25 protein-coding genes are annotated in these 25,367 nt (G+C 71.0%); 13 read left to right on the forward strand and 12 right to left on the reverse strand.

What is annotated here, in order from left to right; translation table 11 throughout:
• Positions 1–50: 50 nt before the first annotated feature.
• Complete coding sequence (locus MWM08_RS19150; RefSeq protein WP_244408112.1) at positions 51–1,883, reverse strand: putative bifunctional diguanylate cyclase/phosphodiesterase; 1,833 nt, start codon at positions 1,881–1,883, stop codon at positions 51–53.
• Positions 1,880–2,701 carry a substrate-binding domain-containing protein gene (locus MWM08_RS19155; protein WP_244408114.1) on the reverse strand — a complete coding sequence of 274 codons (822 nt, stop codon included), beginning with the start codon at positions 2,699–2,701 and terminating at the stop codon, positions 1,880–1,882. The genes MWM08_RS19150 and MWM08_RS19155 overlap by 4 nt, the downstream gene beginning before the upstream one ends.
• A gap of 89 nt (positions 2,702–2,790) precedes the next feature.
• Between MWM08_RS19155 and radA the strand changes: the two genes are divergently transcribed.
• Genes radA through purF form a run of 3 tightly spaced genes read left to right on the forward strand, consistent with a single transcriptional unit; the run spans position 2,791 to position 6,258 of the window.
• A complete protein-coding gene (gene radA / locus MWM08_RS19160) occupies positions 2,791–4,197 on the forward strand; it encodes a DNA repair protein RadA (protein ID WP_244408115.1) in 1,407 nt (468 codons plus the stop codon).
• 31 nt (positions 4,198–4,228) lie between these two features.
• Positions 4,229–4,789, forward strand: coding sequence for a CvpA family protein (locus tag MWM08_RS19165; RefSeq protein WP_244408116.1), 561 nt, complete (start codon positions 4,229–4,231; stop codon positions 4,787–4,789).
• 8 nt (positions 4,790–4,797) lie between these two features.
• The gene (purF, locus tag MWM08_RS19170) at positions 4,798–6,258 is read left to right on the forward strand and encodes an amidophosphoribosyltransferase (RefSeq protein WP_244408117.1); all 1,461 of its coding nucleotides are present in this window, start codon (positions 4,798–4,800) and stop codon (positions 6,256–6,258) included.
• A 25-nt stretch (positions 6,259–6,283) separates the two neighbouring features.
• On the opposite strand, the gene ppdK is transcribed toward purF, so the two are convergent.
• From ppdK to MWM08_RS19195, 5 genes are read right to left on the reverse strand one after another with little or no spacing between them, the layout of a single operon-like run.
• Positions 6,284–8,959 carry a pyruvate, phosphate dikinase gene (ppdK, locus tag MWM08_RS19175; protein WP_244408118.1) on the reverse strand — a complete coding sequence of 892 codons (2,676 nt, stop codon included), beginning with the start codon at positions 8,957–8,959 and terminating at the stop codon, positions 6,284–6,286.
• A gap of 13 nt (positions 8,960–8,972) precedes the next feature.
• Positions 8,973–11,354 (reverse strand): glycine--tRNA ligase subunit beta, encoded by a 2,382-nt coding sequence (gene glyS / locus MWM08_RS19180; RefSeq protein WP_244408119.1) that lies wholly within the window; start codon positions 11,352–11,354, stop codon positions 8,973–8,975.
• A complete protein-coding gene (locus MWM08_RS19185; protein WP_255751357.1) occupies positions 11,354–11,743 on the reverse strand; it encodes a type II toxin-antitoxin system VapC family toxin in 390 nt (129 codons plus the stop codon). The genes glyS and MWM08_RS19185 overlap by 1 nt, the downstream gene beginning before the upstream one ends.
• Positions 11,740–12,030: a type II toxin-antitoxin system VapB family antitoxin gene (locus tag MWM08_RS19190; RefSeq protein WP_244408121.1), complete on the reverse strand. Its 291-nt coding sequence runs from the start codon at positions 12,028–12,030 to the stop codon at positions 11,740–11,742. Before MWM08_RS19190 ends, MWM08_RS19185 begins: the two co-directional genes overlap by 4 nt.
• 27 nt (positions 12,031–12,057) lie before the next feature.
• Positions 12,058–12,921 carry a glycine--tRNA ligase subunit alpha gene (locus tag MWM08_RS19195; protein ID WP_244408122.1) on the reverse strand — a complete coding sequence of 288 codons (864 nt, stop codon included), beginning with the start codon at positions 12,919–12,921 and terminating at the stop codon, positions 12,058–12,060.
• Positions 12,922–12,998: 77 nt separating this feature from the next.
• On the opposite strand from MWM08_RS19195, the gene MWM08_RS19200 reads away from it, so the two are divergent.
• Positions 12,999–13,409 (forward strand): ketosteroid isomerase-related protein, encoded by a 411-nt coding sequence (locus MWM08_RS19200; RefSeq protein ID WP_244408123.1) that lies wholly within the window; start codon positions 12,999–13,001, stop codon positions 13,407–13,409.
• Entirely contained in the window at positions 13,402–14,535 is a 1,134-nt protein-coding gene (locus MWM08_RS19205; RefSeq protein ID WP_244408124.1) for a M20 family metallopeptidase, read from the forward strand. The genes MWM08_RS19200 and MWM08_RS19205 overlap by 8 nt, the downstream gene beginning before the upstream one ends.
• Here the strand turns inward: MWM08_RS19205 and MWM08_RS19210 are convergent.
• The gene (locus MWM08_RS19210) at positions 14,530–15,345 is read right to left on the reverse strand and encodes a S49 family peptidase (protein WP_244408125.1); all 816 of its coding nucleotides are present in this window, start codon (positions 15,343–15,345) and stop codon (positions 14,530–14,532) included. The two genes, MWM08_RS19205 and MWM08_RS19210, sit on opposite strands and share 6 nt — an antisense overlap.
• A gap of 75 nt (positions 15,346–15,420) precedes the next feature.
• On the opposite strand from MWM08_RS19210, the gene MWM08_RS19215 reads away from it, so the two are divergent.
• From MWM08_RS19215 to MWM08_RS19225, 3 genes are all read left to right on the forward strand, one after another.
• The gene (locus MWM08_RS19215; protein ID WP_244408126.1) at positions 15,421–16,617 is read left to right on the forward strand and encodes an FAD-dependent oxidoreductase; all 1,197 of its coding nucleotides are present in this window, start codon (positions 15,421–15,423) and stop codon (positions 16,615–16,617) included.
• Between the two features lie 211 nt (positions 16,618–16,828).
• Positions 16,829–17,461 carry an isochorismatase family protein gene (locus MWM08_RS19220; protein WP_423815988.1) on the forward strand — a complete coding sequence of 211 codons (633 nt, stop codon included), beginning with the start codon at positions 16,829–16,831 and terminating at the stop codon, positions 17,459–17,461.
• On the forward strand, positions 17,458–18,231 hold the full coding sequence (locus tag MWM08_RS19225; protein ID WP_244408127.1) for a hypothetical protein: 774 nt from the start codon (positions 17,458–17,460) through the stop codon (positions 18,229–18,231). The genes MWM08_RS19220 and MWM08_RS19225 overlap by 4 nt, the downstream gene beginning before the upstream one ends.
• On the opposite strand, the gene MWM08_RS19230 is transcribed toward MWM08_RS19225, so the two are convergent.
• The gene (locus tag MWM08_RS19230; RefSeq protein ID WP_244408128.1) at positions 18,232–19,203 is read right to left on the reverse strand and encodes a Bug family tripartite tricarboxylate transporter substrate binding protein; all 972 of its coding nucleotides are present in this window, start codon (positions 19,201–19,203) and stop codon (positions 18,232–18,234) included.
• A gap of 268 nt (positions 19,204–19,471) precedes the next feature.
• Here MWM08_RS19230 and MWM08_RS19235 point away from each other — a divergent pair, with 268 nt between their 5' ends.
• The 4 genes from MWM08_RS19235 (at position 19,472) to MWM08_RS19250 (ending at position 22,463) form a co-directional block, all read left to right on the forward strand.
• Positions 19,472–20,221 (forward strand): maleate cis-trans isomerase family protein, encoded by a 750-nt coding sequence (locus MWM08_RS19235; protein WP_244408129.1) that lies wholly within the window; start codon positions 19,472–19,474, stop codon positions 20,219–20,221.
• A complete protein-coding gene (locus tag MWM08_RS19240) occupies positions 20,221–20,649 on the forward strand; it encodes a CoA-binding protein (RefSeq protein WP_244408130.1) in 429 nt (142 codons plus the stop codon). The genes MWM08_RS19235 and MWM08_RS19240 overlap by 1 nt, the downstream gene beginning before the upstream one ends.
• 108 nt (positions 20,650–20,757) lie before the next feature.
• The gene (locus MWM08_RS19245) at positions 20,758–21,489 is read left to right on the forward strand and encodes a DUF2076 domain-containing protein (RefSeq protein ID WP_244408131.1); all 732 of its coding nucleotides are present in this window, start codon (positions 20,758–20,760) and stop codon (positions 21,487–21,489) included.
• A 92-nt stretch (positions 21,490–21,581) separates the two neighbouring features.
• Positions 21,582–22,463, forward strand: coding sequence for a LysR family transcriptional regulator (locus tag MWM08_RS19250; protein WP_244408132.1), 882 nt, complete (start codon positions 21,582–21,584; stop codon positions 22,461–22,463).
• A gap of 50 nt (positions 22,464–22,513) precedes the next feature.
• Here MWM08_RS19250 and MWM08_RS19255 read toward each other — a convergent pair whose 3' ends face one another.
• Positions 22,514–23,383: a hypothetical protein gene (locus MWM08_RS19255; protein ID WP_244408133.1), complete on the reverse strand. Its 870-nt coding sequence runs from the start codon at positions 23,381–23,383 to the stop codon at positions 22,514–22,516.
• The gene (locus tag MWM08_RS19260; protein WP_244408134.1) at positions 23,383–23,673 is read right to left on the reverse strand and encodes an acyl carrier protein; all 291 of its coding nucleotides are present in this window, start codon (positions 23,671–23,673) and stop codon (positions 23,383–23,385) included. The genes MWM08_RS19255 and MWM08_RS19260 overlap by 1 nt, the downstream gene beginning before the upstream one ends.
• Here MWM08_RS19260 and MWM08_RS19265 point away from each other — a divergent pair.
• The gene (locus MWM08_RS19265) at positions 23,672–23,854 is read left to right on the forward strand and encodes a hypothetical protein (protein WP_244408135.1); all 183 of its coding nucleotides are present in this window, start codon (positions 23,672–23,674) and stop codon (positions 23,852–23,854) included. The genes MWM08_RS19260 and MWM08_RS19265 overlap by 2 nt on opposite strands.
• On the opposite strand, the gene MWM08_RS19270 is transcribed toward MWM08_RS19265, so the two are convergent.
• A complete protein-coding gene (locus MWM08_RS19270) occupies positions 23,832–25,298 on the reverse strand; it encodes a class I adenylate-forming enzyme family protein (RefSeq protein WP_244408136.1) in 1,467 nt (488 codons plus the stop codon). The two genes, MWM08_RS19265 and MWM08_RS19270, sit on opposite strands and share 23 nt — an antisense overlap.
• Positions 25,299–25,367 lie beyond the last annotated feature (69 nt).

Raw genomic sequence — 25,367 nt, forward strand, 5'->3', positions numbered from 1 at the left:
GCCTGCAGCATGCGCCGGCGGGCGCATTCTCAAGCGGTCGCTCGACGGCGCTACTCGGCAGCCGCCGTGATGCGATCGGCGAGCAGCGTGTCGATCTGGCTGGCGGGCACCGGGCGGCCAAAGAGCCAGCCCTGGGCTTCGTTGCAGCCGCGCTCGCACAGCATCCGCGCCTGCTCCTCGGTCTCCACCCCTTCGGCATTGGCGCGCACGCCGAGCGCGCGCGTGATGCCCAGCACGGCATCGACGATGGCCGAGGCGGAGGGGTCGGTACCGAGGCTCGCGATGAAGGACCGGTCGATCTTGAGCTTGTCGAAGCGGAATCGCTGCAGGTAGCCGAGCGAGGAATAGCCGGTGCCGAAATCGTCCATGGCGATCGACACGCCAAGGGCGCGGATCTGTTCCAGCGTGCCGATGGTCGCCTCAGTCTGGGTCAGCAGGACGCCTTCGGTGATCTCGATCTCGAGGCGGCTGGCCGGCAGGCCGCTTTCGGCCAGCGCACGCGCCACCAGCGTCTCGAAGCCGCCGGCATGGATCTGGTGGGCCGACACGTTCACCGCGATCGTCATGTCCTTCCAGCGCTGCGCATTGGCGCAGGCCTCGCGCAGCACCCAGGCGCCGATCTGCGGCAGCAGGCCGATCTCCTCGGCCAGCGGGATGAAGTTGTCGGGCGTCACGAAGCCGCGTTCCGGATGGTTCCAGCGCAGCAGTGCCTCCACGCCGGTCAGCGCGCCGGTGCTCAGGTTCACCTGCGGCTGGTAGTAGAGTTCGAACTCCCCGCGCGCGAGCGCCTGGCGCAGGTCGGTCTCCATGGCGCGGCGCCGGCGCAGCGCGACGTTCATGTCCTCGGCGAAGAAGCGGAAGGTACCGCGCCCATCGCGCTTGGCGGCATAGAGCGCGGTATCGGCATCGCTGAGCAGGACCTCGGCCTCGGGATGGCCGCGCCCCTGCGCGAGCGCGATGCCGACGCTCACGCCCACGCGGACCTGGTGGCGGCCGAGGTCGAAGGGTTCCTCGACGGCGTCGATCAGGCGCTGGGCCAGCACCTCGGCGGAATGCGGATGGTTCAGCCGCGGCTGGATGATGGCGAATTCGTCGCCGCCCAGCCGCACCAGCGTGTCGGTGTCACGAAGTTCGCGCCGCAGCCGGTCGGCCGCCTGGCGGAGCAGTTCGTCGCCCATCGCGTGGCCGAGCGTGTCGTTCACCTCCTTGAAGCGATCGAGGTCGAGGCAGAACAGCGCGACCGCGCCGCCGCCGTCGCGCCGCAGCGTTGCCAGCGCCAGCTGCAGCCGATCCATGAAGACGCCGCGATTGGGCAGGCCGGTCAGCACGTCGTGCGTCGCGAGGTGCGTCACCTGGCGCATCGCGGAATCGAGCAGCCGCTGCGGCACGCGCCCGAGCAGCAGGTAGGCGAGGCCCATTGCGAAGGCGCTCAGCACGCCGATCAGCACCGCTTCACGCAGGATGTCCATGATCGATTTGACGATCACCACCGCGCCCACGCGTTCGCCATGCGCGACGATGCTGTGGTCGACGCGCAGGACCGGCCAGGGGGGCCTCGCCCCCTGGGTGGCCAGCACCTCGCCGTCGGATGCGAGGACCAGGCGCGATTCGTGGTCGCTTTCGTCGACGACGCGGGTCAGCGCCTGCTCGATCCGCACGCCTTCGAAGGTCCAATGGGTCGGGTTGCTCGCGGCGATCTCGCCGACCATGCCGGCGATGAAGCGTGCCTCGAGGTCGATCTCGGATTCGATGGTGGCGCGCGCGGTCGCGAAATACAGAAGCGGCGGCATCAGCGCGAGCAACGTCGCGATGATGCGCGAGCCGTGCTGCAGGACCCCATGCAGCCGCGTGCGGATGCCCGCGATGTCGGTTCGGTCGCTCACGCCGCCTGCACCGCGGGGTCGTAGCCGAAGCCCTCGGCGATCGCGGCGGCGTCTCGCGAGGCGAGGAAGCCCAGGAAGGCCCTGGCATCGGGCCGCGGGGCGGCTTGCGCGACGATGTGGACCACCACGCCATAGGGCCAGGTGCCGGCTCGCAGGCTGCCAAGGCTGGGGACCAGCCCATCGAGGCCGACGACCCGCAGGTCGAGCCCCTCGGAAAAGATCTGGCCAAGCGAGATCATGCCGAGGCTGCCCTCGATCGCGCCGAGCGCGTGCGCATTGTCCTGTGCGGTATTTGCGACCAGCGCCCCGCTGCGCCGCGCGCCCCCGTCCGCGGCCCGCGCGAGTTCCGGCGGGCCATCGCGCAGCACCCACCATTCGCGTTCCGCTGGTGGCCGCAGGACCAGGCGCACCGGCGCGCCATCCGGCCAGGCGCGGTCCTCGCCGGCCAGCAGGCGCCCGGCCTGCGCGGCGGTGAGCATGACGGGCGGGGTGGCGCGATGCGTCGCGAGAACGATCGGCGTGCGGCCGAACATACGCGCGCGCAGGGCAGCGTGTTCCGGGCCCGGTTCGCGCAGCGTCACGGCAATGTCGAGCCGCCCCGCCGCGAGGGCACGCAGCCCGCCGGTGCTGCCCAGGCTCGGGACGATCCTGAGCGCGTCGCCGGTGCGCGCGGCGTGGGCGGCCGCGAGATGCCGCATCAGGCCGGTGGCGGTCCCGGTGCCGCCGATCAGGATGGGTTCGACCGCCCGCGCGCCGCCGACCCAGGAAAACCCCGCCGTGGCCAGCAGGGCGCGGCGTGCGATTGGATTCCGCTGCATCGCGCGCTTCTCCGACACTGGCCCAACTCTCGGCCCATCGGCCTCAACAAAGGATTGACGGGGGGCGCCCCGGCGGGTCCTGGAAGGTCATGGCCAAGGACAAGACCCGATTCGTCTGCCAGTCCTGCGGGGCGGCGCACCCCAAATGGCAGGGCCGCTGCGAGGCCTGCGGCGAATGGAACACGCTGGCCGAGGAAGCTCCTGCCCCGCGCGGCCCCGGCCCCGCGGCCAAGGCGGGCGGCGGGCGTCGAGTGGAATTCGTCGGGCTGAAGGGCAGTTCGGCACCGCCGCCGCGCATCCCGACCGGCATCGCGGAACTCGACCGAGTACTGGGCGGCGGTCTGGTCGCGGCCTCGGCCGTGCTGGTCGGCGGGGATCCGGGCATCGGAAAATCCACCATCCTGCTGCAGGCGGCCGCGCGGGTGGCCGCCGCCGGACGGCGCGTGCTGTACGTGAGCGGCGAGGAGGCGGTCGAGCAGGTCCGCCTGCGCGCCGGCCGGCTCGGCCTGACCGAAAGCCCGATGGCGCTGGCCGCCGCCACCGCGCTGCGCGACATCGTCGCGAGCCTGGAAGGCGAGACCGACGCCGCGCTGGTGGTGATCGATTCGATCCAGACCGTGTGGCTGGACGCGCTCGATTCCGCGCCGGGCACGGTGGCGCAGGTGCGCGCCTGCGCCGCCGAGCTGATCCGCCTGGCCAAGGCGCGCGGCTTCGCCATCGTGCTGGTGGGGCACGTGACCAAGGAAGGCACGCTGGCCGGGCCCCGCGTGCTGGAACACATGGTCGATGCCACTCTGTATTTCGAAGGCGATCGCGGCCACCAGTTCCGCATCCTGCGCGCGGTGAAGAACCGCTTCGGCGCCACCGACGAGATCGGCGTCTTCGAGATGACCGGCACCGGGCTGATGGAAGTCGCCAACCCTTCCGCACTGTTCCTGGCGGAACGGCGCGGCAATGTGGCGGGCAGCGCGGTCTTCGCGGGCATCGAGGGCACGCGGCCCGTACTGGTCGAGATCCAGGCGTTGCTCTCGCCCAGTTCGGGCGGATCGCCGCGCCGGCAGGTCGTGGGGTGGGATTCGGGGCGCCTGTCGATGCTGCTGGCGGTGCTGGAATCGCGCTGCGGGATGAGCCTGGGGCAGAACGACGTGTACCTGAACATCGCGGGCGGGCTGCGGATCAACGAACCGGCGGCGGATTTGGCGGTGGCGGCGGCGTTGGTCTCGGCCGCGACCGACCGGCCGACCGACCCCGAGCGCGTCTATTTCGGCGAGGTCGGGCTGTCGGGCGAGGTCCGCCAGGTTGCGCAGGCCGAAACCCGCCTGCGCGAGGCCGCCAAGCTTGGCTTCGGCCAGGCCACGCTGCCCCGGCGCGTGGCGCGCGGCGGCAAGGCGCCCGCACCGCCAGAAGGCATGGTCCTGGCCGAGGTCGGTCACCTGGCGGATGTCGTTGCGGTCCTCGCGGAGAAGACCGTCAAGCGCGCCCGCCCGGCCCCGTGACGACCCGCCACGGCCCCGCTATAGGGCAGGCATGACCTGGGTAGACGGTGTCCTGGCGGGCGTGGTCGTGATTTCGGCCGCCGTCGCCTATTTCCGCGGTTTGGTGCGGGAAGTGCTGAGCCTGGGCGCCTGGGTGGGGGCCGCGGCCGCCGCCTTCCTCGCGCGGCCGTACCTGTTGCCCTATACCAGCCGCTGGATCGACACCGAATGGATCGCCGATGCGGTCGGCGCGGGGGCGGTTTTCCTGGTCGTGCTGGTGCTGCTCAAGCTGCTGACCAACGCGATCGCAGACCGCGTGCAGGATTCGTCGCTGGGCGGTCTCGATCGCGTGCTCGGGCTGCTGTTCGGCGCGGCAAGGGGTGCGGTGCTGGCCGTGGTTGCCTATATCATGGCTGGGTTGTTCGCGCCCGAGACCGCTACCTGGCCGCAGGCGGTCAAGGACGCCCGCAGCCTGCCCTTCGTCGCGGAGGGCGCGCGCCAGGTCGTCGAACGCGTGCCCGAAGCCTATCGCCCCCGCCTGGTTGCCCCGCCGGGCCCGGGCGGACCCACCGTGGATGAGCTGCTACGTCCCCCCGCCCGCAGCCGCAATTGAGGTCCAGCATGACCGCCCCCTTCGACCTCGATGACGACAAGCCGCATGAGGAATGTGGAGTCTTCGGCGTGTGGAACGGGGGGGATGCCGCCGCGCTGACGGCGCTCGGCCTGCATGCATTGCAGCATCGCGGGCAGGAAGCCGCCGGCATCGTCACGCTGGACGAGAAGGGGCTGTTCCACGCGCATAAGGGCCTGGGGCTGGTCGGCGACAATTTCGGCGAGGCGAAGGTCATCGCATCCCTGCGCGGCGGTGCGGCCGTGGGCCACAACCGCTACGCCACCACCGGGGAGACGGCGCTGCGCAACGTGCAGCCGCTGTATGCCGACTTCGAATTCGGCGGCTTCGCAGTGGCGCATAACGGCAACCTGACCAATTCGCATGTGCTCAAGCGGGCCCTGGTGCGCCGCGGCTGCCTGTTCCAGAGCACCACGGATTCCGAGGTGTTCATCCACCTGATCGCGATCAGCCTGTATTCTACTGTGCTCGACCGGCTGATCGACGCGCTGAAGCAGGTGCAGGGCGCCTACAGCCTGGTCGCGCTGCACAACGGCGCCCTGATCGGCGCGCGGGATCCGCTGGGCGTGCGCCCGCTGGTGCTGGGGCGGCTGGCCAATGGCGGCTGGGTGCTGGCGAGCGAGACCTGCGCGCTCGACATCGTGAGCGCCGAATTCGTGCGCGACATCGAGGCCGGCGAGGTCGTGATCATCAACGACGAGGGCGTGCGGTCGGTGAAGCCCTTCGGGCGCCAGCCCGGGCGCTTCTGCATCTTCGAATACATCTATTTCGCGCGGCCCGATTCCGTGATGGAGGGCACGCCCGTCTACGACACCCGCAAGCGCATCGGCGCCGAGCTGGCGCGCGAATCCGGCGTGGCGGCCGACGTGGTCGTGCCGGTGCCCGATTCCGGCGTGCCGGCGGCCATGGGCTACGCGATGGAAGCGGGCATCCCGTTCGAACTGGGCATCATCCGCAACCACTATGTGGGCCGTACCTTCATCGAACCCACCGACCAGATCCGCCATCTGGGCGTGAAGCTGAAGCATTCGGCGAACAAGCCGATCCTGGAAGGCAAGCGCGTCATCCTGGTGGATGATTCGATCGTGCGCGGCACCACGTCGCGCAAGATCGTCGAGATGGTCCGCCAGGCAGGGGCGAAGGAGGTGCACATGCGCATCTCGTCGCCGCCCACCACGCATTCCTGCTACTACGGCATCGATACGCCCGAGCGGTCGGAACTGATGGCGGCCAAGCACGACCTCACGGAGATGGCGCGCATCATCGGCGTGGACTCCCTGGCCTTCATCTCGCTCGATGGGCTGTACCGCGCGCTCGGCCAGCAGGCGCGCGACCCGGCTGCGCCGCATTTCTGCGACGCCTGCTTCACCGGGGACTACGCGATCCCGCTGACCGACTGGCAGGCCAATTCCGACCGGCAGCTGTCGCTGCTGCAGCCGGCGGGCCAGTAGCCCCCGCCAGCCACGTCGTGCCGCGTCAGGCGGTGCGGTCGACACCCCCGCCGGCCGCAAGCGCTGCCTGCGCCGCCGCCAGGCGCGCCACCGGCACGCGGTAGGGCGAGCAAGACACGTAGTCGAGACCCACGCTCTCGCAGAATGTGATCGACGACGGATCACCACCGTGCTCGCCGCAGATGCCGAGCTTGATGTCGGCCTTCACGCCGCGGCCCTTCTCGGCCGCGATGCGCACCAGCGCACCCACGCCGTCGGGGTCGATCGACACGAAGGGGTCCTTCGGGAAGATGCCCTTCTCGATGTAGAGCGGCAGGAACTTGCCGGCATCGTCGCGCGACAGGCCGAAGGTGGTCTGCGTCAGGTCGTTGGTGCCGAAGGAGAAGAAGTCGGCGGATTCCGCAATGGCATCGGCGGTGAGGCAGGCGCGCGGCAATTCGATCATGGTGCCGACGCTGTAGTCCACGTGGTAGCCGATCTCGGCGAAGACCTCCTGCGCGACGCGATCGATCTGCGCGCGCGTAATCTCGAGTTCGCGGCGCGTGGCGACCAGCGGGATCATGATCTCGGGATGCGGCGGCTTGTGGGTGTCGCGGCCGATGGCGCAGGCGGCCTCGAAGATCGCGCGAGCCTGCATCTCGTAGATTTCGGGGTAGGAAATGCCCAGCCGGCAGCCGCGATGGCCCAGCATCGGGTTCGCTTCCGACAGGTCCTGCGCACGCCGGCGCATGTCGTCCACGTTCGCGCCGAGTGAGGTCGCGACCTCGGCGATCTCGAATTCGGTGTGCGGCAGGAATTCGTGCAGCGGCGGGTCGAGCAGGCGGATGGTCACCGGCAGCCCGGCCATGATGCCGAACAGGTCGATGAAGTCCTGTCGCTGGAAGGGCAGCAGGCGCGCGAGTGCGGCGCGGCGGCCCTGTTCCGTCTCGGCCAGGATCATCTGACGCACGGCGCCGATGCGCGCAGGGTCGAAGAACATGTGCTCGGTGCGGCACAGGCCGATACCCTCGGCGCCGAACTTGCGCGCTGTCTCGGCATCGAGCGGCGTCTCGGCATTGGCGCGCACCTTCATGCGGCGCATCTGGTCGGCCCACTCCATCAGGGTCGCGAAATCGCCCGACAGCTGCGGTTCGATCATGGCGACGGGGCCGACGAAGACCTCGCCGGTGCCGCCGTCGATGGTCAGCAATTCGCCGCCGCGCACCTGGATGCCGCCCGACGACAGCACCTGGTTGTTGTAGTCCACCGACACGCCGCCGCAGCCGGCCACGCAGGGCCGGCCCATGCCGCGCGCGACCACGGCCGCATGGCTGGTCATGCCGCCGCGCGTGGTCAGGATGCCCTTGGCGGCATGCATGCCGTGGATGTCCTCGGGGCTCGTCTCGATGCGCACCAGGATGACGGATTCGCCCTTCTGCGCACGCGCCTCCGCCTCATCCGCGGAGAACACCACGATGCCGGAGGCCGCACCCGGCGAGGCCGGCAGGCCCTTGGCCAGCACCTTGCGCGGCGCCTTGGGGTCGAGCGTGGGATGCAGCAGCTGGTCGAGGGCGGCCGGGTTTACGCGCTTCACCGCCTCGGTGTGGTCGATCAGGCCTTCGCGCGCCATGTCGACGGCGATCTTGAGGCTGGCGGCCGCGGTGCGCTTCCCGTTGCGGGTCTGCAGCATATAGAGCTTGTTGCTCTGCACCGTGAACTCGATGTCCTGCATGTCGCGGTAGTGGCGTTCGAGTGTGGCGCGCACCTTCACCAGCTCGGCATAGGCGGCGGGCATGGCGACTTCCATGCTGCGTTCGTCCGGCTTGGCCTTAAGCTGCGCCATGGGCTGCGGGGTGCGGATGCCGGCGACGACGTCCTCGCCCTGCGCATTGATCAGGTATTCGCCGTAGAAGATGTTCTCGCCCGTGCTGGGATCGCGCGTAAAGCAGACGCCGGTGGCGCAATCCTCGCCCATGTTGCCGAACACCATCGCCTGCACGTTCACCGCCGTGCCCCATTCGGCCGGGATGTCGTTCAGCCGGCGATAGGTGACGGCGCGCTGGTTCTGCCAGGAGCCGAACACGGCGGTGATGGCGCCCCAGAGCTGTTCCCAGGGGTCCTGCGGGAAGGGCTTGCCGGTGACTTCCGCGACCATTTCCTTGTAGCCATGCACCACGCGGTGCCATTCGGCGGCGGAGAGTTCTGTGTCCTCGTTCTTGCCGGTGTCGAGCTTGATGTGCTCGATGATTTCCTCGAAGCGGTGATGATCGACGCCGAGCACGACCGAACCGTACATCTGGATGAAGCGGCGGTAACTGTCCCAGGCGAAGCGCGCATCGCCCGAGGCCGTGACCAGGCCCTCCACCGTTGCGTCGTTCAGGCCGAGGTTCAGCACCGTGTCCATCATGCCCGGCATGGAGACCCGAGCGCCGGAGCGCACCGAGACCAGCAGTGGCTTGTGGTGGTCGCCGAAGGTGTTGCCCACCGCGGCCTCGATGCGCGCCAGGCCGGCACGGACCTGACCGTCGAGGTCATCCGGGTAGCGTTCGCCGTTCGCGTAGTAGGCGGTGCAGACCTCGGTCGTGATGGTGAAGCCGGGCGGCACGGGCAGGCCGATGGAGGCCATCTCGGCCAGGTTCGCCCCCTTGCCGCCGAGCAGGTTGCGCATCTCCGCGCGGCCTTCGTTGTGGCCGGCACCGAAACTGTAGACCCACTGCGTCATCGGGTGCTCCCGCTCAGGCTTCGATCTTCGAGAAATCGGCGACCGCGTCCATGGTGACGCGGAGCCGGGCGAGTAGTTTCAGGCGATTGCGGCGGAGTTCCGGCGCCGGGTCATTCACGATGACCTTGTCAAAGAAAGCGTCAACAGGGGCGCGGAGCGTGGCCATCGCGTCCATGGCGCGTTCGAAGTCCTCGGCCGAGAGGTCGAGGTCGATGCGCGCCGCGGCGGCTTCGAGGGCGGCGGCGAGCGCCTGTTCGGCTTCGGCCTTGAGCAGGTGGTGCTCGTAGCCGGTGTCGAAGGCATGGCCGTCGCGCTTTTCCTCGATGCGGAGGATGTTGGCGGCCCGCTTGTAGGCGGCGAGCAGATTGGCGCCGGCGTCGGATTCCACGAAGGCGCGCACGGAATCGGCACGGCGAAGCAGGCGATTGAGGTCGTCGTCCGGGGTGGCGCCGAGCACGGCGGTCACGACGTCGTGGCGGGTGCCCTCGGCGCGGAGCTGGACGCGCAGGCGGTCCGCGATGAAATCCAGCAGGTCGCGCGCGAGCACGGCCGCTTCGGGAAGCACGACCGCGTCGGTCGTGCGGAAGATGCGCGTGAGTTCCCCCGCGGCCCCGGTCTGGGGCACCAGATAGATCGCCACGCCGCGCTCACGCAGGTCCGTGACGCTCGCGAAGTCCATCAGGCGCACCAGGACGCGCTCCTGCGGCGAGAGCCCCTCGCCTTCCAGGCGGGCAGCGCCGTCCAGCAGTTCCTGCCGGATGGCAGCGCTATGGAGCAGCGGCGCAACCTGCTTCGGTTCACCGGCCAGCCAAGGCGATCCGCGCCACTGTTCGACGTAACCCGCCAGTGCCTGCTCGAGCACACCATGCAGGCCGAGCCGCAGGCCGTTCTCGCGCAGGATGCGGATGATGCCGAGCGCGGCCCGGCGTAGCGCGAAGGGATCGCCGCTGCCGGTCGGCCTCTCGCCGACGCCGAAGAACCCGGCCAACTGGTCGATCTTGTCCGCCAGCGCCACCGCGATCGCCACCGGCTCGCCCGGCACGTCATCGCCAGGCCCCGCCGGCCGGTAATGCGCGCCGATCGCCTCCGCCACCCGCGGCGCCTCGCCCTGCGCCAGCGCGTAGTAACGCCCCATCACGCCCTGCAATTCCGGGAACTCGCCCACCATTCCGGAGGCCAGATCCGCCTTCGCCAACTTCGCCGCCCGCGCCGCGTCGTCGGCCACGGCCGCGTCATCCGGCCAGAGCCGCCCCGCGATCACCCGCGCCAGCCGTTCCAGCCGCGCCACGCGCTGCCCCTGCGTCCCGAGCTTCGCGTGGAACACCACGCTGTCCAGCTTCGGCAGGAAGGATTCCAGTGACTGCTTGCGGTCGAGGTCCCAGAAGAACCGCGCATCCGACAGCCGCGCACGCAGGACGCGCTCATTGCCCGCCACGATCGCCGCGCCGCCATCGGGTGCGGCGATGTTCGCGACCAGAGCGAAGCGCGGCGCGGCGCTGCCGCGAACGGGGTCGGGTTCAGGAGAGGAAATCGGGGAACCATCAGCGTAGCGCAGCGCGAAATAGCGTTGGTTCACGCGCATGGTGGTCCGCATGACCTCGACCGGCAAATCCATGAAGTCGGCATCAATGCTGCCGAGAAGCGGGATGGGCCATTCGACCAAGCCCGCGACCTCGGCCACCAAGGCATCGTCGGGAACCATGACCAGCCCCTCCGCCCACGCCAGCTCAGTAATCCCCTCGCGGATCAGCCGCGCACGCTCGGCCGCATCCAGCACCACGCGGCGTTCGCGCAGCCCCTCCTGGTAGTCGGTCAGCCCGCGCACGGCGAAGGCGCCCGGCGCCATCACGCGGTGGCCCTCGGTCTCGTTGCCCGACACCAGGCCATGGCCGTCATCGTCGCCGGCGCGCAGGTCGAACGGCACCACCGCCCCGTCGAGCACGCAGACCACGCGCTTGAGCGGCCGCACCCAGGTCATGGACGACGTTCCGCCCCAGCGCATCGACTTCGGCCAGGGAAAGCCGCGGATCATGGCCGGCAGCGCAGCCGCGACCAGCGCGCGCGCCTCGACCGTCTCGCCGGGCTTGCGCAGCACCCAGAAGGCGCCGTCCTGCACCAGCGCCTCGCGCGCCGCGCCGTGCTTGCGCAGGAAGCCCTCCAGTGCCGAATCGGGTGCGCCCACGCGCGGGCCGCGTTCCTCCTTGCCGGGCCTATCGACTGACGCGCGCAACAGTGCCGATAGCCCGATCCGCCGCGGCCCATGGAAGGTCAGCGGCGGCGCCTCGACCAACGCGGCGCAGCGTTCGCCGAACACCCGCGAAAAATCCTCCGCAGCGCGCGCCTGCATGCGCGCCGGGATTTCCTCGCAGAACAGTTCGATCAGCAGTTCAGGCACTAGATCGCCGCCTTCACATCGGTGCGGGCGAAGTCATCGCCCTTGAACAACAGGGGTTCGTCGCGCGCGACCGCCAGCGCATAGGCGAAGCAGTCGCCGAGGTTCAACCCCGCCGGGTGCCGCCCCTTGCCGTAGCGGCGCCAGGCGTCGCGCGCGAGCGCGGCGTGTTCAGCGGTGAACGGCACGATCTCGACACGCATCGACTCAAGAAGCTGATCGATGCGCGGGCGTACGACCTCGCCGGCAAGTCCCTCCGCGACGATGCCGAGCTCGACGAGGGTCGGCGCCGCGATGGCGATGGTCTCAGCCTTCGCCGCCGCCTCGCCGAAGGCCGGAGCCTCGGCCTCCTTCTGAAGGATGGCCATCAGGGCAGAGGTGTCCAGTATCAACGGGGCAGGCCATTCTCGTCGTAGAGGTCACTGTGGTCGCTCGTCGTGCCGGGCGGAAACAGCTTCGAGGACCGCTCGGCGATCGCCATGATCTCCTCGAACATGCGTTGCTTGCGCTCATCGCGCGCCGCCTTCTCCCGCGCCAGGCGTTCATGCACCGCCTCGCGAACAGCACCGGTGGCGGAGGTGCCGAGCAGCAACGCCAGCTCCTTCGCCTCGGCGATCACCACGTCGTCCTTGATGTTCAACTGGCCCATGGCAGCCTCATGGTAGAACGCTGCCGTCATATGGTAGAATTCGACCCCAGCGCAAGGTCACGCGGCCTCGCCGGCCAGCCACGCCTCGCAGCAGCCCTTCGCCAGGTCGCGCACCCGGCCGATATACGCTTGCCGCTCCGTCACGCTGATGGCGCCACGGGCATCCAGCAGGTTGAAGCGGTGCGATGCCTTGATGCACTGGTCATAGGCCGGCAGCGCCAGCTTCTGTTCCAGCAGCGCGGCGCATTCACGCTCCGCATCCTCGAAGTGGCGGAACAGCATGGCAACGTCGGCGTGTTCGAAGTTGTGCGCGCTGTATTCCTTCTCGGCGCGCAGGAAGACCTCGCCGTATTTCACGCCGTCGTCGTTGAAGGCCAGGTCGTAGACGTTCTCCACGCCCTGGATGTACATCGCCAGGCGCTCGAGCCCGTAGGTCAGTTCGGCGCTCGGCTTCTCGCAGGCGATACCGCCGACCTGCTGGAAATAGGTGAACTGCGTCACCTCCATCCCGTCACACCACACTTCCCAGCCGAGGCCCCACGCCCCCAGCGTCGGGCTTTCCCAGTCATCCTCGACGAAGCGGATGTCGTGCAGGCCGGGGTCGATGCCCAGCGCGCGGTAGCTTTCGATCAGCAGCGCCTGCGGGTCGGGCGGCGAGGGCTTCAGGATCACCTGGTACTGGTAGTAGTGCTGCAGCCGGTTCGGGTTTTCGCCATAGCGGCCATCCGAGGGCCGGCGCGAAGGCTGCACATAGGCCGCCTTCCACGGCTTGGGGCCGAGTGCGCGCAGCGTGGTCGCAGGATGGAAGGTGCCCGCGCCCACCTCCATGTCGTAGGGCTGGAGGATGACGCAGCCGCGCTCCGACCAGAAGCGGTGCAGGCGCAGGATGATGTCCTGGAAGCTCGGGGGCTTCTGCGGCATGGGCGGTCCGGGGTGGTGCTGCGCGGATTTGCGCGGCACGTATAGGCGGCAGACCCCCATCGGGCAAGGAAACCGCCTTGGACACCGCCGCCGCCCTGATCCGCGCCTACCTCGATGCCTTCAACCGCGGCGACCGCCCGGCCATGCTGTCCCTGCTGGCCGAGGACGTGGCGCATGACGTCAACCAGGGCGGGCGCGAGGTCGGCCGCGATGCCTTTGCCGGCTTCATGGCGCGCATGGACCGCTGCTACCGCGAACACCTGGCGGATATCGTGGTGATGGCCGACGCCACCGGCACGCGCGCCGCGGCGGAATTCACCGTGCATGGCGAATACATCGCGACCGACGCGGGCCTGCCGGAGGCGCGCGGCCAGCGCTACGCCCTGCCCGCTGGCGCCTTCTATGCCATCCGCGACGGACGGATCGCGCGCGTTACCATGCACTACAACCTGGCCGACTGGATCGCGCAGGTCGCCGCCGATGCGTGAGTTGACCACCGACGCGCTGCTCGATGCCGTGCGCGCCTGGGTCGAGATCGAAAGCCCCACCAACGACGCCGCCGGCGTCAACCGCGTCGCCGATCACGCGGAAGCCTTGCTGCGTTCCTTCGGCGCCACCATCGAACGCACCCCCGGCCGCGACGGCTTCGGCGACATCCTCATCGGCCGCGTGCCGGGCGAGGTGAATGGCCCCGGCCTGCTGCTGCTCGGCCACATGGACACGGTGCACCAGCGCGGGTCCTTCGGTTTCCGGCGCGAGGACGACCGCGCCTATGGCCCGGGCATCTACGACATGAAGGGCGGCAACGCGATGGCGGTCGCGGCGCTGCAGCACCTGCACGCGACCGGCCGCCGCCCGCGCCTGCCGGTCAGCGTCATGATGATTCCGGACGAGGAAGTCGGCAGCCCCTCCTCGCGCGCGGCGATCGAGGCAGAGGCGCTGCGCCACCGCGCGGTCCTGGTGGTGGAACCTTCGGGCGACGGCGGCCGGTTCACCGTCGCACGCCATGGCATCGCGCGCTGGCACATTCGCACGATCGGCCGGCCCGCCCATGCCGGCGCCTACCACGCCGCGGGCCGCTCCGCGGTGCGCGAGATGGCACATCACATCCTGGCGCTGGAAGCGCTGACCGATCATCCCCGCAACTTCTATGTGAACATCGGCATCATCCACGGCGGCACGCATGAGAACATGGTTCCCGCCGAATGCAGCGCGATCTGCTACGCGCTGGTGCCCACGGCGGTCGAGGACGCCGAACTGCGCGCCGCCATCCACGCCTTGCCACAGCACGACGCCGATGTGCGGACGGAGATCACCCCCGGCCTCGGCCGCCCGCCTTTCGTGAAGTCGCCGGCGATCCAGGCGCTGTATGACCACGCGGCGGCGCTTGCCGCGGAGTGCGGCCTGCCCTCGGCGGGCGAACGCGTCGCCGGCGGCGGGTCGGATGGCAACTTCACCGGCGCGCTCGGCGTGCCGACGCTGGATGGCCTCGGCGTGATCGGCGGCGGTCCGCATACGCGCGAGGAATACATCGAACTGCGCTGCCTGGTGCCGCGCACGCGGATGCTGGCGCGGCTGTTCGCCACGATGGGGCCGGGCGTGGCCGGGCTATAGGCCCAGCCGCGCCCAGGCCGCGCGTTCCTCCGCCGCGGCGGCGATCGCATCGACACCCTCGCGCGCGCCGGGAAGCAGCCGCCACGGAAAGGGCCGGCGCCGCGCTCCGAGGCGGATGATCCGCGCCTTCTCCCCGAAGCGGCGCTTTGCCTCACCCTCCGCGTCGCCGAGCGAATCGGCGAGCCCGAGCGCCACCGCCTCGCGCCCCGTCCAGAAGCGGCCGCTGAACAGCGTCTCCTCCGGCGCGGTGAACCTCGCGCCGCGCCGTGCGCGCACCCAGCCCTTGAATTCCTCGTGCAGCTTGCCGAGCAGGTCGTCCAGCCGCGCCGCATCCTCCGCGCGTTCGGGCCGGAACGGGTCGAGGAACGACTTCTCTGCCCCCGCCGTGCGCAGCCGCCGCTCCACGCCCAGCCGCGCCATCGCCCGGTCGAAGCCGAAGCCGGCGCTGATCACGCCGATCGAGCCCAGGATCGATGCCGCATCCGCCACGATCTCATCCGCCGCGCAGGCGATCCAGTAGCCGCCGGAGGCCGCCGCATCCTCGGCCACCGCGATGACCGGCACCTTCTTGCGCTCCGCAAGGCGCCGGATCTGCCCCGCGATCAATGATGACTGCACCGGCGACCCGCCGGGCGAATTCACCACCAGGATCACCGCCGCCAGGCGCTTGATGGCGAAGGCGCGGTCGAACAGCGGCCCGGTCCCGGCGGCGCTGAGCCCGCCCGAGAAGGGGTCAGGGCGCGCGGCAATGAGGCCGGTCAGCCGGATGAGCGCGACGCGGGGTGTACGGTCGAACAGAGTGAAGGCCATGCCCGATAGATGCCGCCGCTGCCGCCACGATCAAGCCGCCTTGCCGCCGCGCCCGCTGCGCGCTGCAATGCGGCCATGATGAACAACCGCGTTCTTATCGCCGGTGCCGGGCCCTCGGGCCTGGTCGCCGCCGCCGTGCTGGCCGACCAGGGCATCCCCGTCACCATCGTCGAACAGGCGCGCGACCTCCCCGACGACTTGCGCGCATCGACCTTCCATCCGCCCACGCTCGACATGCTGGAACGCTTCGGCGTGGTGCAGGCGATGATCGACCAGGGGCTGGTGTGCCCGACCTGGCAGTTCCGCGACCGCGCGACCAGCGTGATCGCCACCTTCGACCTGGGCTACCTGAAGGACGACACGGGCCATCCCTACCGCCTCCAATGCGAGCAGTGGCGCCTGACGCGCATGCTGCGCGACCGGCTCGCGACCAACCCCGACGCCACCTTCATCTACGACGCGAAGGCGGTCGACGTCGCGCAGGACGCCGATGGCGTGACGCTCACGATCGAGCGTCCTGACGGGTCGCGCGAACCGGTGCGCGGGCGCTGGCTGGTGGGGGCGGATGGCGCGTCTTCCGCCGTGCGCAAGTCGCTCGGCATCGGCTTCGAGGGAGAGACCATCCCCGAGATCTTCCTGACGCTGTCCACGACCTTCGCCTTCCACGACGCGATCGATGACCTGACCAACATCGCCTACATCTCCGATCCCGAGGAATGGTTCGTGCTGCTGCGCACCGCATCCCTGTGGCGCGTGCTGTTCCCGACCGACCCGTCGGAGCCCGAGGCGCGCATGATGGACCCGGCGCGCATCGAGCAACGGCTGCAGGCGGTGGTGCCCAACCCCGCGGGCTACGAGCTGCGCCACCGCACCGCCTATCGCGTGCATGAACGTGTCGCCGAGACCTACGGCCGCGGCCGCTGCTTCCTGGTGGGCGACGCCGCGCACATCAACAACCCGCTCGGCGGCATGGGCATGAATGGGGGCGTGCACGACGCCTTCAACCTGGCCGAGAAGCTCAGCGAGGTCTGGCGCGGCGCGGATGCGTCGCTGCTCGACCGCTATGGGCGCCAGCGCCGCAAGGTGGCGCTCGAGACGGTGCAGGCGACCACGCTGCGCAACCGCCAGATCCTGAACCAGCGCGACCCGCAGGTGCGCGCCACCTACCACGACGACTTGCGCGCCACCGCCGCGGACCCCGCGAAGCACCGCGCCTTCCTGCTGCGCAGTTCGATGATCCAGTCGCTGCGCGACCTGGAGCAGGTGGCGTGACGGCCCCCGCACGCGGCGCGCACCAAGCCATCGGCAACAGCACCTGCCAAACGGCAGCGCCGCGCCGCGTTTCGGATTACGCGCAGGCGCGATCCGGGAGCGCAAAGCGCGACCGCGCCCAACCCGCCAGTCGCCGCCAGCGCACCAGCGCGTGGCGCGAAGCCAAGCCGGCGGATGCCGGCGCCCGGCGTTTGAGGGACAAAGGAAAGAAATGAGCGGACACCCCGAGGCCGACATCTACCACCGCCAGGGCATGGGCAACCGTGCCGGCCTCGGCCAGGCGCCTGCCCTCGTCATCGTCGATTTCGTGGTGGGCTTCGCCGATCCCGATCACTTCGGCGGCGGCAACATCGCCCCCGCGATCGAACAGACGGTGCGCCTGCTGGCGTTTGCGCGCCGGCACGGCTGGCCGGTCGCGCATACCCGCGTGGTCTATGCCGAGGACGGGTCGGATGCCGGCGTCTTCACCCTGAAGGCGCCATCCCTGCGCAAGCTGACCGAGACCTCACCGCTGTCGCAGATCGTGCCCGAACTGGCAGCGGCGCCAGGCGAACTCATCATCCGCAAGCAGGGCGCATCCGCCTTCTTCGACACCAACTTGGCCGGCTGGCTGGCCTTCCGGCGTGTCGACACGGTCGCGGTGGCGGGCTGCACCACATCGGGCTGCGTGCGCGCCACCGTGGTGGATGCGCTGCAGTCGAACTTCCGCACCATCTGCGTGACGGATTGCGTCGGCGACCGCGCGATCGGCCCACACGAGGCGAACCTGTTCGACATGGGCCAGAAATACGCCGACCTGCTGACGCGCGCCGAGCTGGAAGCGGCCTGGACCGCACCGCGGTGAGCCTGCCCGAACTGCGCGAATCGGAAGCGCCGCCCGTCGTCGCGGCGACCTATGCCGCCCTGCGCGACGCGACCGGCGTGCCGCAGGTCAACCTGATCTGGCGCCATGCGGCCGCGCTGCCGGGCGTGCTCGACTGGCTCTGGGCGCAGGCGCGCCCGGCGCTCGCTTCGGGTGCGGCGGCAGGCGGGCGGGACCGCATCGCCGCGGCGCTCGCGCTGCCCGCGTTGCCGCCGCTGCACGCGCCGCCCGGCGTGGCCGCGCTGGTCGAGACCTACAATCGCGGCAACCTCACCAACCTTGCTGTGCTGACCGCGGTGCGTCTGCGCGCGGGCGGCCTGGCGCCGGGCCGCGCGGCCGCTCCGGCGCCGATCGGTGCCCCGCTGCCCGCCCCGCCGCCGCTGCCGCGCCTCGACGCGCTGCCGCCGGCGCTGGCGGATGCGGCTCGTGCGCTGGCTGCGCGCCATGGGCTGTCCGATCCGGCGGTGATGCCGAGCCTGTATCTGCACCTCGCGCATTGGCCAGCGGTGCTGGGCGCCCTGCCCGACGCGCTCGCGCCGCTGTTCGCGGATGGCGCTCTGGCGCGGACGCGCGATGCCGCCGTCGCGGCCGCCGAGGACGAAGCGCCGGCGCTGATCGCGTGCCTCGGCGCGCCGCCGCCGGAGCCCGCCGGCCTGCGGCGCTTCCTCGATACGCTCGCGCTGTTCACGCGCGAGGTGATCCCCGGGATGGTGCCCGTCGGCCTCGCGCTGCGGCGCGCGATGGCGAGCTGATCAATCCACCCGCGCGCCCGTCGCGCGCACGATGGCGCCGACGCGCTCGCTCTCGCTTGCCATCCATTGCGCGAATTCCGCGCGGCGCATCACGCGCGGCAAGGATCCGCCAGCCACGATGCGCGCCTGGAGTTCGGGCTCGGCCAGCGCAGCCGCAAGCGCTTCATCCAGCCGCGCCAGGATGGGTTCGGGCACCCCGGCCGGCGTGGCCAGGCCGAACCAGCCGGTGGTCGTCACGTCCACGCCCTGTTCGCGCATGGTCGGCAGCTCCGGGAAGGCGGGCACGCGCTCGGGCCCGCTCACCGCGATCGGGCGCATCCGCCCGGCCTGCGCCATGCCGCTGACCGCCGAGATCGACTGGAACAGCACGTCGAGTCGCCCCTCGATCAGGTCGGTGTTCATCTGCCCGGCCTGGTTGTAGGGCGCGTGGATGATCTCGATGCCGGTGATCTGGCCGAACTGCGCTGCCGCCAGGTGCTGCGAGGACCCGATGCCCACCGACCCGAAGTTCAGCGGCCGCCCCAGCCCCTTGGCCCAGGCGATGAAGCCCTGCAGGTCCCGCGGCGGGATGGAGGGCGGCACCACCACGATGTTGGGCACCAGCGCGATCAGCCCGATGGCGGCGAAATCGCGCTGCGCATCGAAGGGCATGTTGGCATAGAGCCACTTGTTCGCCGCGTGGGAAGCGATCGACGCCAGGCCCAGCGTGTAGCCGTCGGGCGCGGCGCGCGCGACCGCCGTCATGCCGATATTCGTGCCCGCGCCGGGCCGGTTCTCGACCACCACCGGCTGGCCGATGCGCGCCGAGACACGGTCCCCCACCAGGCGCGACAACACGTCCCCCGCCCCGCCGGCCGGCCCGGGATTGACCCAGCGCACCGGCCGGTCGGGCCAGGTGCCCTGCGCGCGCAGCGCGGCCGGTGCGGCCAGCAGGGGTGCCGCTGCCAGCAGGGTACGTCGCGTGGGGGTCATGGCAGGCTCCGTCCGGGGGCTGTGCAGCCCATGCCTAGAGCACATCCCGACCGGATGAAATCGTCCGCTCGGGTGAAGGTGCTCGCGAAACCAAAAGGCTACAGGCGAAGCCGCGAGCCCAGGCGAGCGGAGCCAGCGCTGGCGTGCTCTAGCATCGCGCATGCCGGCCGCATCGCGCATGCCGGCCGCATGGCGCGTGCCGGCAAGGGCTGGCGCGCCCGCGCGCCTGTGGCAGGCTTCCGGCGCGACTTAGGCAGGAGACGCGGCGATGGTCAGGGACGTGCTGGGCTGGCGGAAGCTGTTCGGGGTGATGGGCCCATCGACCAACACGGTCGTGCAGCCGGATTTCGACATGATGCGCCCGGCCGGCGTGACCAACCACTACAGCCGCATCTACACGCCCAATGCCGATGCCGTGTCGAACGAGACCTTCCGCGCCGGTGCGGAGCTGATCGGCGCCAATACGCTCGACGCCGTACGGTCCGTCATGACCTGCAACCCCGACTACCTGGTCATGGGCATGTCGGCGGTGACCTTCTTCGACGGCGCGCGCGGGGCGGATCGCTTCATCACGCAGGTGAAGGAGGTGTCGGGGCTCGACATCTCGGTCGGCAGCCATTCCTGCACGGCGGCGCTGAATGCGCATGGCGGGGTGAAGCGGCTCGCGGTGCTCTCGCCATACTGGCCGGCGATGAATACCGAGGTCGCGCGGTATTTCGGGGACATGGGATTCACCGTGGTGCGCGACATCGCGCTGCAGGCGCGGTCCTGGACCGGCATCGCGCAGATCACGCCGCGCCAATGCGTCGATGCGATCAAGAAGATCGACGGCGACGACGTGGATGCGATCATCCAGGTCGGCACCAACCTGTCGATGGTGAGGCTCGCGGCGATGGCGGAACTCTGGCTCGGCAAGCCGGTCATCGCCATCAATACCGCCACCTACTGGCACGCGCTGCGGGCGAACGGGATCATGGACAAGGTGGAAGGCTGCGGACGGCTGCTGGAGGAATTCTGATGGCGTTGGACGACGCCGCCATCCGCGACCTGCTGCTGACCACCCGCCGGATCGCCGTGGTCGGCGCCTCCGACCGGCCAGACCGGCCGAGCCACGGCGTCTTCGCCTTCCTGCGCGCGCGCGGCTACGACGCGGTGCCGGTGAACCCGGCGCTGGCGGGCCGGCCAATCCAAGGCATCGCGGCGGTCGCGTCGCTCGACGACGCCGCGCCGCTCGACATGGTGGACATCTTCCGCCGTAGCGCCGAGGCCGGCGCGGTGGTGGACGAGGCGATCCGCCTGCGTGCGCGCTCGGTCTGGCTGCAGCTCGGCGTGATCGACCAGGCGGCGGCGGCGCGCGCCCGCGCGGCGGGGCTGATGGTGGTGATGGACCGGTGCCCGGTGATCGAATGGCGGCGGCTGGGGCTGCCCGGGCACGTCGGACCGTAACACGCCGCCGCCTTGAAACCGGCCCACCCGCGGGCCATTTCGCGCCGCGACGGGACAGCGGGCCGACAACAGGCGGCGCCCCGGACATGTCGGGAGAGGATGAAGCGAATGACGGACGAGGAACGGCGGATCATCACCGCCTTCGTGGAGCGGATGAGCGGCGCCGCGCCGATCGCGCAGGCGCCGAGCGGCCCCTGGGGCGCCACCGGCCCGGCGCGCGTGCCGACCCTGCCGCCGGTCGACCCGGAGGCAGACCGGCTGATCAACGACCTGTTCGCCCGCCTGCCCGAGGCGCGCTACCGCATCACCCAATCCGCCTTCGTGCAGGAAGCGGCGCTGATCGAGGCGACCAACCGCATCCAGCAGCTGGAATGGGAAGTCGAGAACGCCCGCCGCCAGGGCCAGGCGCAGGCCGCCCAGGCCGGCGGCGGTGGCATGTTCGGCGGGCTGTTCGGCGGGCGTTCCAACGCGCCGATGCCGCCCGCCATGCCGCCCCGCCCGCAGCCGCAGTTTCCGCCTGGGTACAACCCGCAGGCGCTGCAGCAGCAGTCGCGCGGCGGCATGGGCTTCCTGGGCACGGCGGCGGCGGCCGCGGCGGGTGTCGCGGGCGGCATGCTGCTGGGCAACATGCTGATGGGTGCGCTCGGCGGCGGCGCGGCGCAGGCCGCGGGCCTCGGCGCGGATGCCGCCCCGGTGAGCGACCCGGGCGCGGCCGGCGGCTGGGGTGCCGACGACGCGGCGCCCGCCGGTGGCGGCTACCAGGACGCCGCGGCCGAGCCGCAGGACGCCTGGGGCGCCGATGACGGCGGCGGCGACTGGGGCGGCGACGAGGAAATCTGATCCTCGCGACAGGGCCGGGTCCCCACGGGGATCCGGCCTTTTCATTGGCGCGCGTCATTGACGCGCCCGGGCGCATGATGGTTCCTCATGCGATGCGCGTCCCCGACCTCGACCTCGACCTGTTGCGCGGCTTCGTCACGGTCGCCGAGCGCGGTGGATTCACCGCCGCGGGCAATGCGCTCGGCCTGACGCAATCGGCCATCAGCCTGAAGGTGAAGCGGCTCGAGGAGATCCTGGGCAAGCGCGTGCTCGACCGCGGCGGCCGCGGCGTGGCGCTGACGCGCGAGGGCGAGACGCTGCTCGCATACGCACGCCGCATCCTGGCGCTGAACGACGAGGCGGTGCGCCGCATGGTTGCACCACCCGTGGCCGGCCGCCTGCGCCTGGGTGTCGCGGACCACTTCATCCCGCGCAACCTGGCCCCCGTTCTGGCGCGCTTCGCGCAGACCTATCCGGATGTGCGCCTGGAAGTCGAAGTGGGTCGCAGCCACGAATTGCGCGCGGCCATGGCCGATGGCGCGCTCGACCTGGTGCTGGGCAAGCGGCGCGACGGCGAGACCGAGGGCCGCCCCATCTTCACCGAGACCATCATCTGGGTCGCCGCCCCCGGCTGGACGCCGCCCACGGACCGCGCCCTGCCGGTCGCCATGCTGCCGCAGGGCTGCATGTTCCGCGATCGCGCTCTGGCCGCCCTGGCCCGCGCCGGGATCGCCTTCGAGGTCCTGTACACATCGCCCTCGCTGCTCGGCGTGGCGGCGGCGGCGCAGGCGGGCTTCGCGGCCACCGTGCTCGGCCGGTCGGGCCTGCCACCGGGGCTCGAGGACCTGCCCGGCCTGCCGGCCTGCGGCACCGCCGAGATGTGCGTCTTCGGCGATGCCGAGGGGCGCTCGGCGCTGGTCGAACCGCTGGTCGGCTTCATCCGCGAGAGCCTGGCCGCGGTTCCGGCCGAACGGTCGCGCGGCCCGGGCGGCTGACGCGCTTTCCCGCCTATCGGTGACGGCGCCGGCCCGCTGACGCAGGGCCGTCAGGCCGGCCAGGCTGGGCCCGGCGGCGCATCGCCCAGCAGCACGTCACACAGGAAGCGGTCCATCGACTTGCGCGCGGCCAGGCCGCTCAGCACGCCATGCACGCCCACGCCGCGCACCTCGAGCAGGTCGGCCTGGCACATCATCGCAAGCAGGCGCGCGCGCACGCCGTCGCGCGGAAACCCTTCGCCGAAGGCGCAGATGCGACGGGTGGGCTGCGGCGGCGCGGCCAGCAGCGCGTCGAAGGCGGCGCGGTCGGTTCCCGGCGGCGCACGCTGCGCGAGCCCCTGCGGATGTCCGCCCCCCAGCGCCAGGGCCACGCGCGCGCCAATCAGCGGTCCAAGCACCAGCGCCGCCGCCCCGCCCGAACTGGTGCCGACGCAGCAGCGGTGGGTGTAGCGCGCCATCGGCAGGTCCGCCGCCAGGCGGGCCGCAAGCGCGGGGATATCCGCCGCATAGCCCGGCACGCCCTGCAGGAAACAGACGCGGTCGGGGTCGCGCAGCACCAGCACGTCGCAGCGTTCGGCCGGCAGCGCCTGCAGGAATCCCGCGACCGGCAGCATCATGCGTAGCGCGATGCCGGTGAAGGCCACGACCAGGCAGCGCGGCGCATCGGACGGGGCCGGCGCCTCGAACATCATGGCGTTCTCGCCAAGGTCACGCCGGCGATAGGGCTGGGTGGTCGCGCAGATGCTGGCGCAGGTCGCCGCCAGTTTCAGGATCCAGGGCTGGGCGGCCTCGGGCAGGCTGGCATGGTCGGCCGCGAGTGCCTCGACCTCGGCTGGTGCCAGGCAATTCTCGGCGTCGATCTGGGCGCGATAGATCTCGGCCGTGCTGCCGCAGGCGGCCAGCGCCGCGCGGACATCCATCAGCCCCGTGCGGCGAGGTGCGCCGACAGCGCAGCAACGCTCGGATGGTCGAGCATCTCGGCCTCGGTCACCTCGAGCCCGGCCTCGAGTTGGATCCAGATGCAGAGTTCCATTCGCGCGAGCGAATCGAAGCCGAGCGCTTCGAAGCTGCAATCCGCCGCCGGGTCCGCAAGGCGAGCGAGCAGCACGGGATCCGACACGAAGACCACGGGGTTCTGCCGGACACCCTCGGCGACCAGTGCGCGCAGCGCGGCAGCGTCACGCGTGATGGCGGTGGAAGGCTGCTGCATGGTGCTGATCGCGTTCTCCCGGTGGCGGCGCAATCTGGCGGCGGTGCGTCGGCCGGGCAAGGCGAAGATGCGCACACGCCACCGCAAGCGCATATTCGTGCCGCGAGAAACAACCCTGGATTGTGAAATGTTGCACCGCAGCCCTCGTGCGCGCCGATTCAATCCGGAGCAAGTCCGCTGAGTTGCACGAGTTCCCGCCGCAGGACCTTGCCCGCGGCGTTGCGCGGCAGCGCGTCGAGCGCGACGATCTTGCGTGGCGCACGCACGCCAAGCCGTTCGCGGCACAGCGCGAGCAGCCGCTGCGCGTCGAAGCCCGCCTCCGGCACCACCGCGAGCACCGGGATCTCGCCGAGCCCCGGACTCGGTAGCGGGAAGGCCGCGCAGTCGCGCAGGCCGGGAAAGCCCTCCGCCACGGCCTCGATCTCGGCAGGGAAGATCTTGATGACGCCCAGCGTCATCAGGTCGTCGCGCCGCCCCGTCACGAACAAGGCGCGCGACGCATCGATGCGCCCGATATCGCCCGGCCTGAACCAGCCAGCGGGGAAGTAGCGCGCATTCGCCGCCGGGTCGTCGATATAGCCGGGCACCAGCCCGGAGGAGCGGAATCCGAGCAGCCCGTCCGTGCCGGGGGGCAGTTCGCGCCCGTCCTCGTCGACCACCGAGACATCGATGCCGTCGAAGACCCGCCCGACCGCATCGGGATGCGCCGCGTGGTCGGTCGGCCCGGCCAGGCTGACCATGCCGGCCTCGGTCGTGCCGTACTGGACATGGAGCCCCACGCCCAGCACCGCCTGCAGTTCAAGCCGGAAGGGCTGCGCGATGCGCGTGCCCGTGGTGAACAGCCGCAGCGCCGGCGGCCAGGCGGGCCCACCGCGCCGGCGCTGAGCCAGCACCGCCGCCGCGGCCTGGGGCTGCAGGTGCATGCGGCGGATGCCGAAGCGCTGCGCCAGCGCGACGAAGTCCTCGGGCGGTGCGCCTTCGGCCAGCACCTCGGTGCCGCCGCAGACCAGGCTGCGCAACGTGATGCGCTTGCCGTGGTTCCCGTCGAAGCCGAGCGCCTGCAGGACCACGCCGCCATGGGCGTGCAGCAGCGCGGCGCGGTCGACAATCATGGCTTCGTCGGCTTCCATCAGCTTCGGCTGGCCGGTCGTACCGGAGGTGCCCACGACCAGCGCGCCGACGCCGGGCGGTGGCGGTGCCTCGTGCAGGGGCGCCGCGCGCGCCGCCTCGATGTCCGGCACGACCAGCGCGGCGCTGCCCAGCGCATCGGCGGTCTCGTCGCCGATCACCGCCGAGACCGACAGGCGGCGCACCAGCGCCTCGCGCAGCGGCGCGGGGTCGCGCGCGGGCAGCGCGACCTGCCGGCAGCCCAGCCGCAGCAGCGCCAGCGCGCACAGGATGTTCGCGAGGTCGTCGCGCAGCGTGATCCCGACCGTGTCGCCGGGTGCAAGGCCGGCGCGCGCGAACTGCGCCGCCAGCGCGCGCACCTGGCGCACCAGGTCGCCATAGCCGATCGCCCCGCCGCGAAGGATAAGCGCCGGATGCCGTGGGTCGCGCGCGGCAATGGCCTCGACCGCCGCCATGATGGCGAAGGGTGCGCGCACTGAATCGCCGAATCCGATCATGCGCGCAGGCTGTGCCGCCCGCGCCGGCAGTTCAACCCGTCGCGAGGGCTGACCGGGAACGCCGGTGCG

The organism is Roseomonas fluvialis (genome assembly GCF_022846615.1).
GTDB lineage: Bacteria > Pseudomonadota > Alphaproteobacteria > Acetobacterales > Acetobacteraceae > Neoroseomonas > Neoroseomonas fluvialis.

Bases quoted from the DNA above. Each gene is read 5' to 3' on its own strand.
- MWM08_RS19155 (WP_244408114.1), bottom strand. From the start codon at position 2,701: ATGCAGCGGAATCCAATCGCACGCCGCGCCCTGCTGGCCACGGCGGGG.
- radA (WP_244408115.1), top strand. From the start codon at position 2,791: ATGGCCAAGGACAAGACCCGATTCGTCTGCCAGTCCTGCGGGGCGGCG.
- MWM08_RS19165 (WP_244408116.1), top strand. From the start codon at position 4,229: ATGACCTGGGTAGACGGTGTCCTGGCGGGCGTGGTCGTGATTTCGGCC.
- purF (WP_244408117.1), top strand. From the start codon at position 4,798: ATGACCGCCCCCTTCGACCTCGATGACGACAAGCCGCATGAGGAATGT.
- ppdK (WP_244408118.1), bottom strand. From the start codon at position 8,959: ATGACGCAGTGGGTCTACAGTTTCGGTGCCGGCCACAACGAAGGCCGC.
- MWM08_RS19190 (WP_244408121.1), bottom strand. From the start codon at position 12,030: ATGACGGCAGCGTTCTACCATGAGGCTGCCATGGGCCAGTTGAACATC.
- MWM08_RS19195 (WP_244408122.1), bottom strand. From the start codon at position 12,921: ATGCCGCAGAAGCCCCCGAGCTTCCAGGACATCATCCTGCGCCTGCAC.
- MWM08_RS19205 (WP_244408124.1), top strand. From the start codon at position 13,402: ATGCGTGAGTTGACCACCGACGCGCTGCTCGATGCCGTGCGCGCCTGG.
- MWM08_RS19210 (WP_244408125.1), bottom strand. From the start codon at position 15,345: ATGGCCTTCACTCTGTTCGACCGTACACCCCGCGTCGCGCTCATCCGG.
- MWM08_RS19215 (WP_244408126.1), top strand. From the start codon at position 15,421: ATGATGAACAACCGCGTTCTTATCGCCGGTGCCGGGCCCTCGGGCCTG.
- MWM08_RS19220 (WP_423815988.1), top strand. From the start codon at position 16,829: ATGAGCGGACACCCCGAGGCCGACATCTACCACCGCCAGGGCATGGGC.
- MWM08_RS19230 (WP_244408128.1), bottom strand. From the start codon at position 19,203: ATGACCCCCACGCGACGTACCCTGCTGGCAGCGGCACCCCTGCTGGCC.
- MWM08_RS19235 (WP_244408129.1), top strand. From the start codon at position 19,472: ATGGTCAGGGACGTGCTGGGCTGGCGGAAGCTGTTCGGGGTGATGGGC.
- MWM08_RS19240 (WP_244408130.1), top strand. From the start codon at position 20,221: ATGGCGTTGGACGACGCCGCCATCCGCGACCTGCTGCTGACCACCCGC.
- MWM08_RS19245 (WP_244408131.1), top strand. From the start codon at position 20,758: ATGACGGACGAGGAACGGCGGATCATCACCGCCTTCGTGGAGCGGATG.
- MWM08_RS19250 (WP_244408132.1), top strand. From the start codon at position 21,582: ATGCGCGTCCCCGACCTCGACCTCGACCTGTTGCGCGGCTTCGTCACG.
- MWM08_RS19255 (WP_244408133.1), bottom strand. From the start codon at position 23,383: ATGGATGTCCGCGCGGCGCTGGCCGCCTGCGGCAGCACGGCCGAGATC.
- MWM08_RS19265 (WP_244408135.1), top strand. From the start codon at position 23,672: ATGGTGCTGATCGCGTTCTCCCGGTGGCGGCGCAATCTGGCGGCGGTG.
- MWM08_RS19260 (WP_244408134.1), bottom strand. From the start codon at position 23,673: ATGCAGCAGCCTTCCACCGCCATCACGCGTGACGCTGCCGCGCTGCGC.
- MWM08_RS19270 (WP_244408136.1), bottom strand. From the start codon at position 25,298: ATGATCGGATTCGGCGATTCAGTGCGCGCACCCTTCGCCATCATGGCG.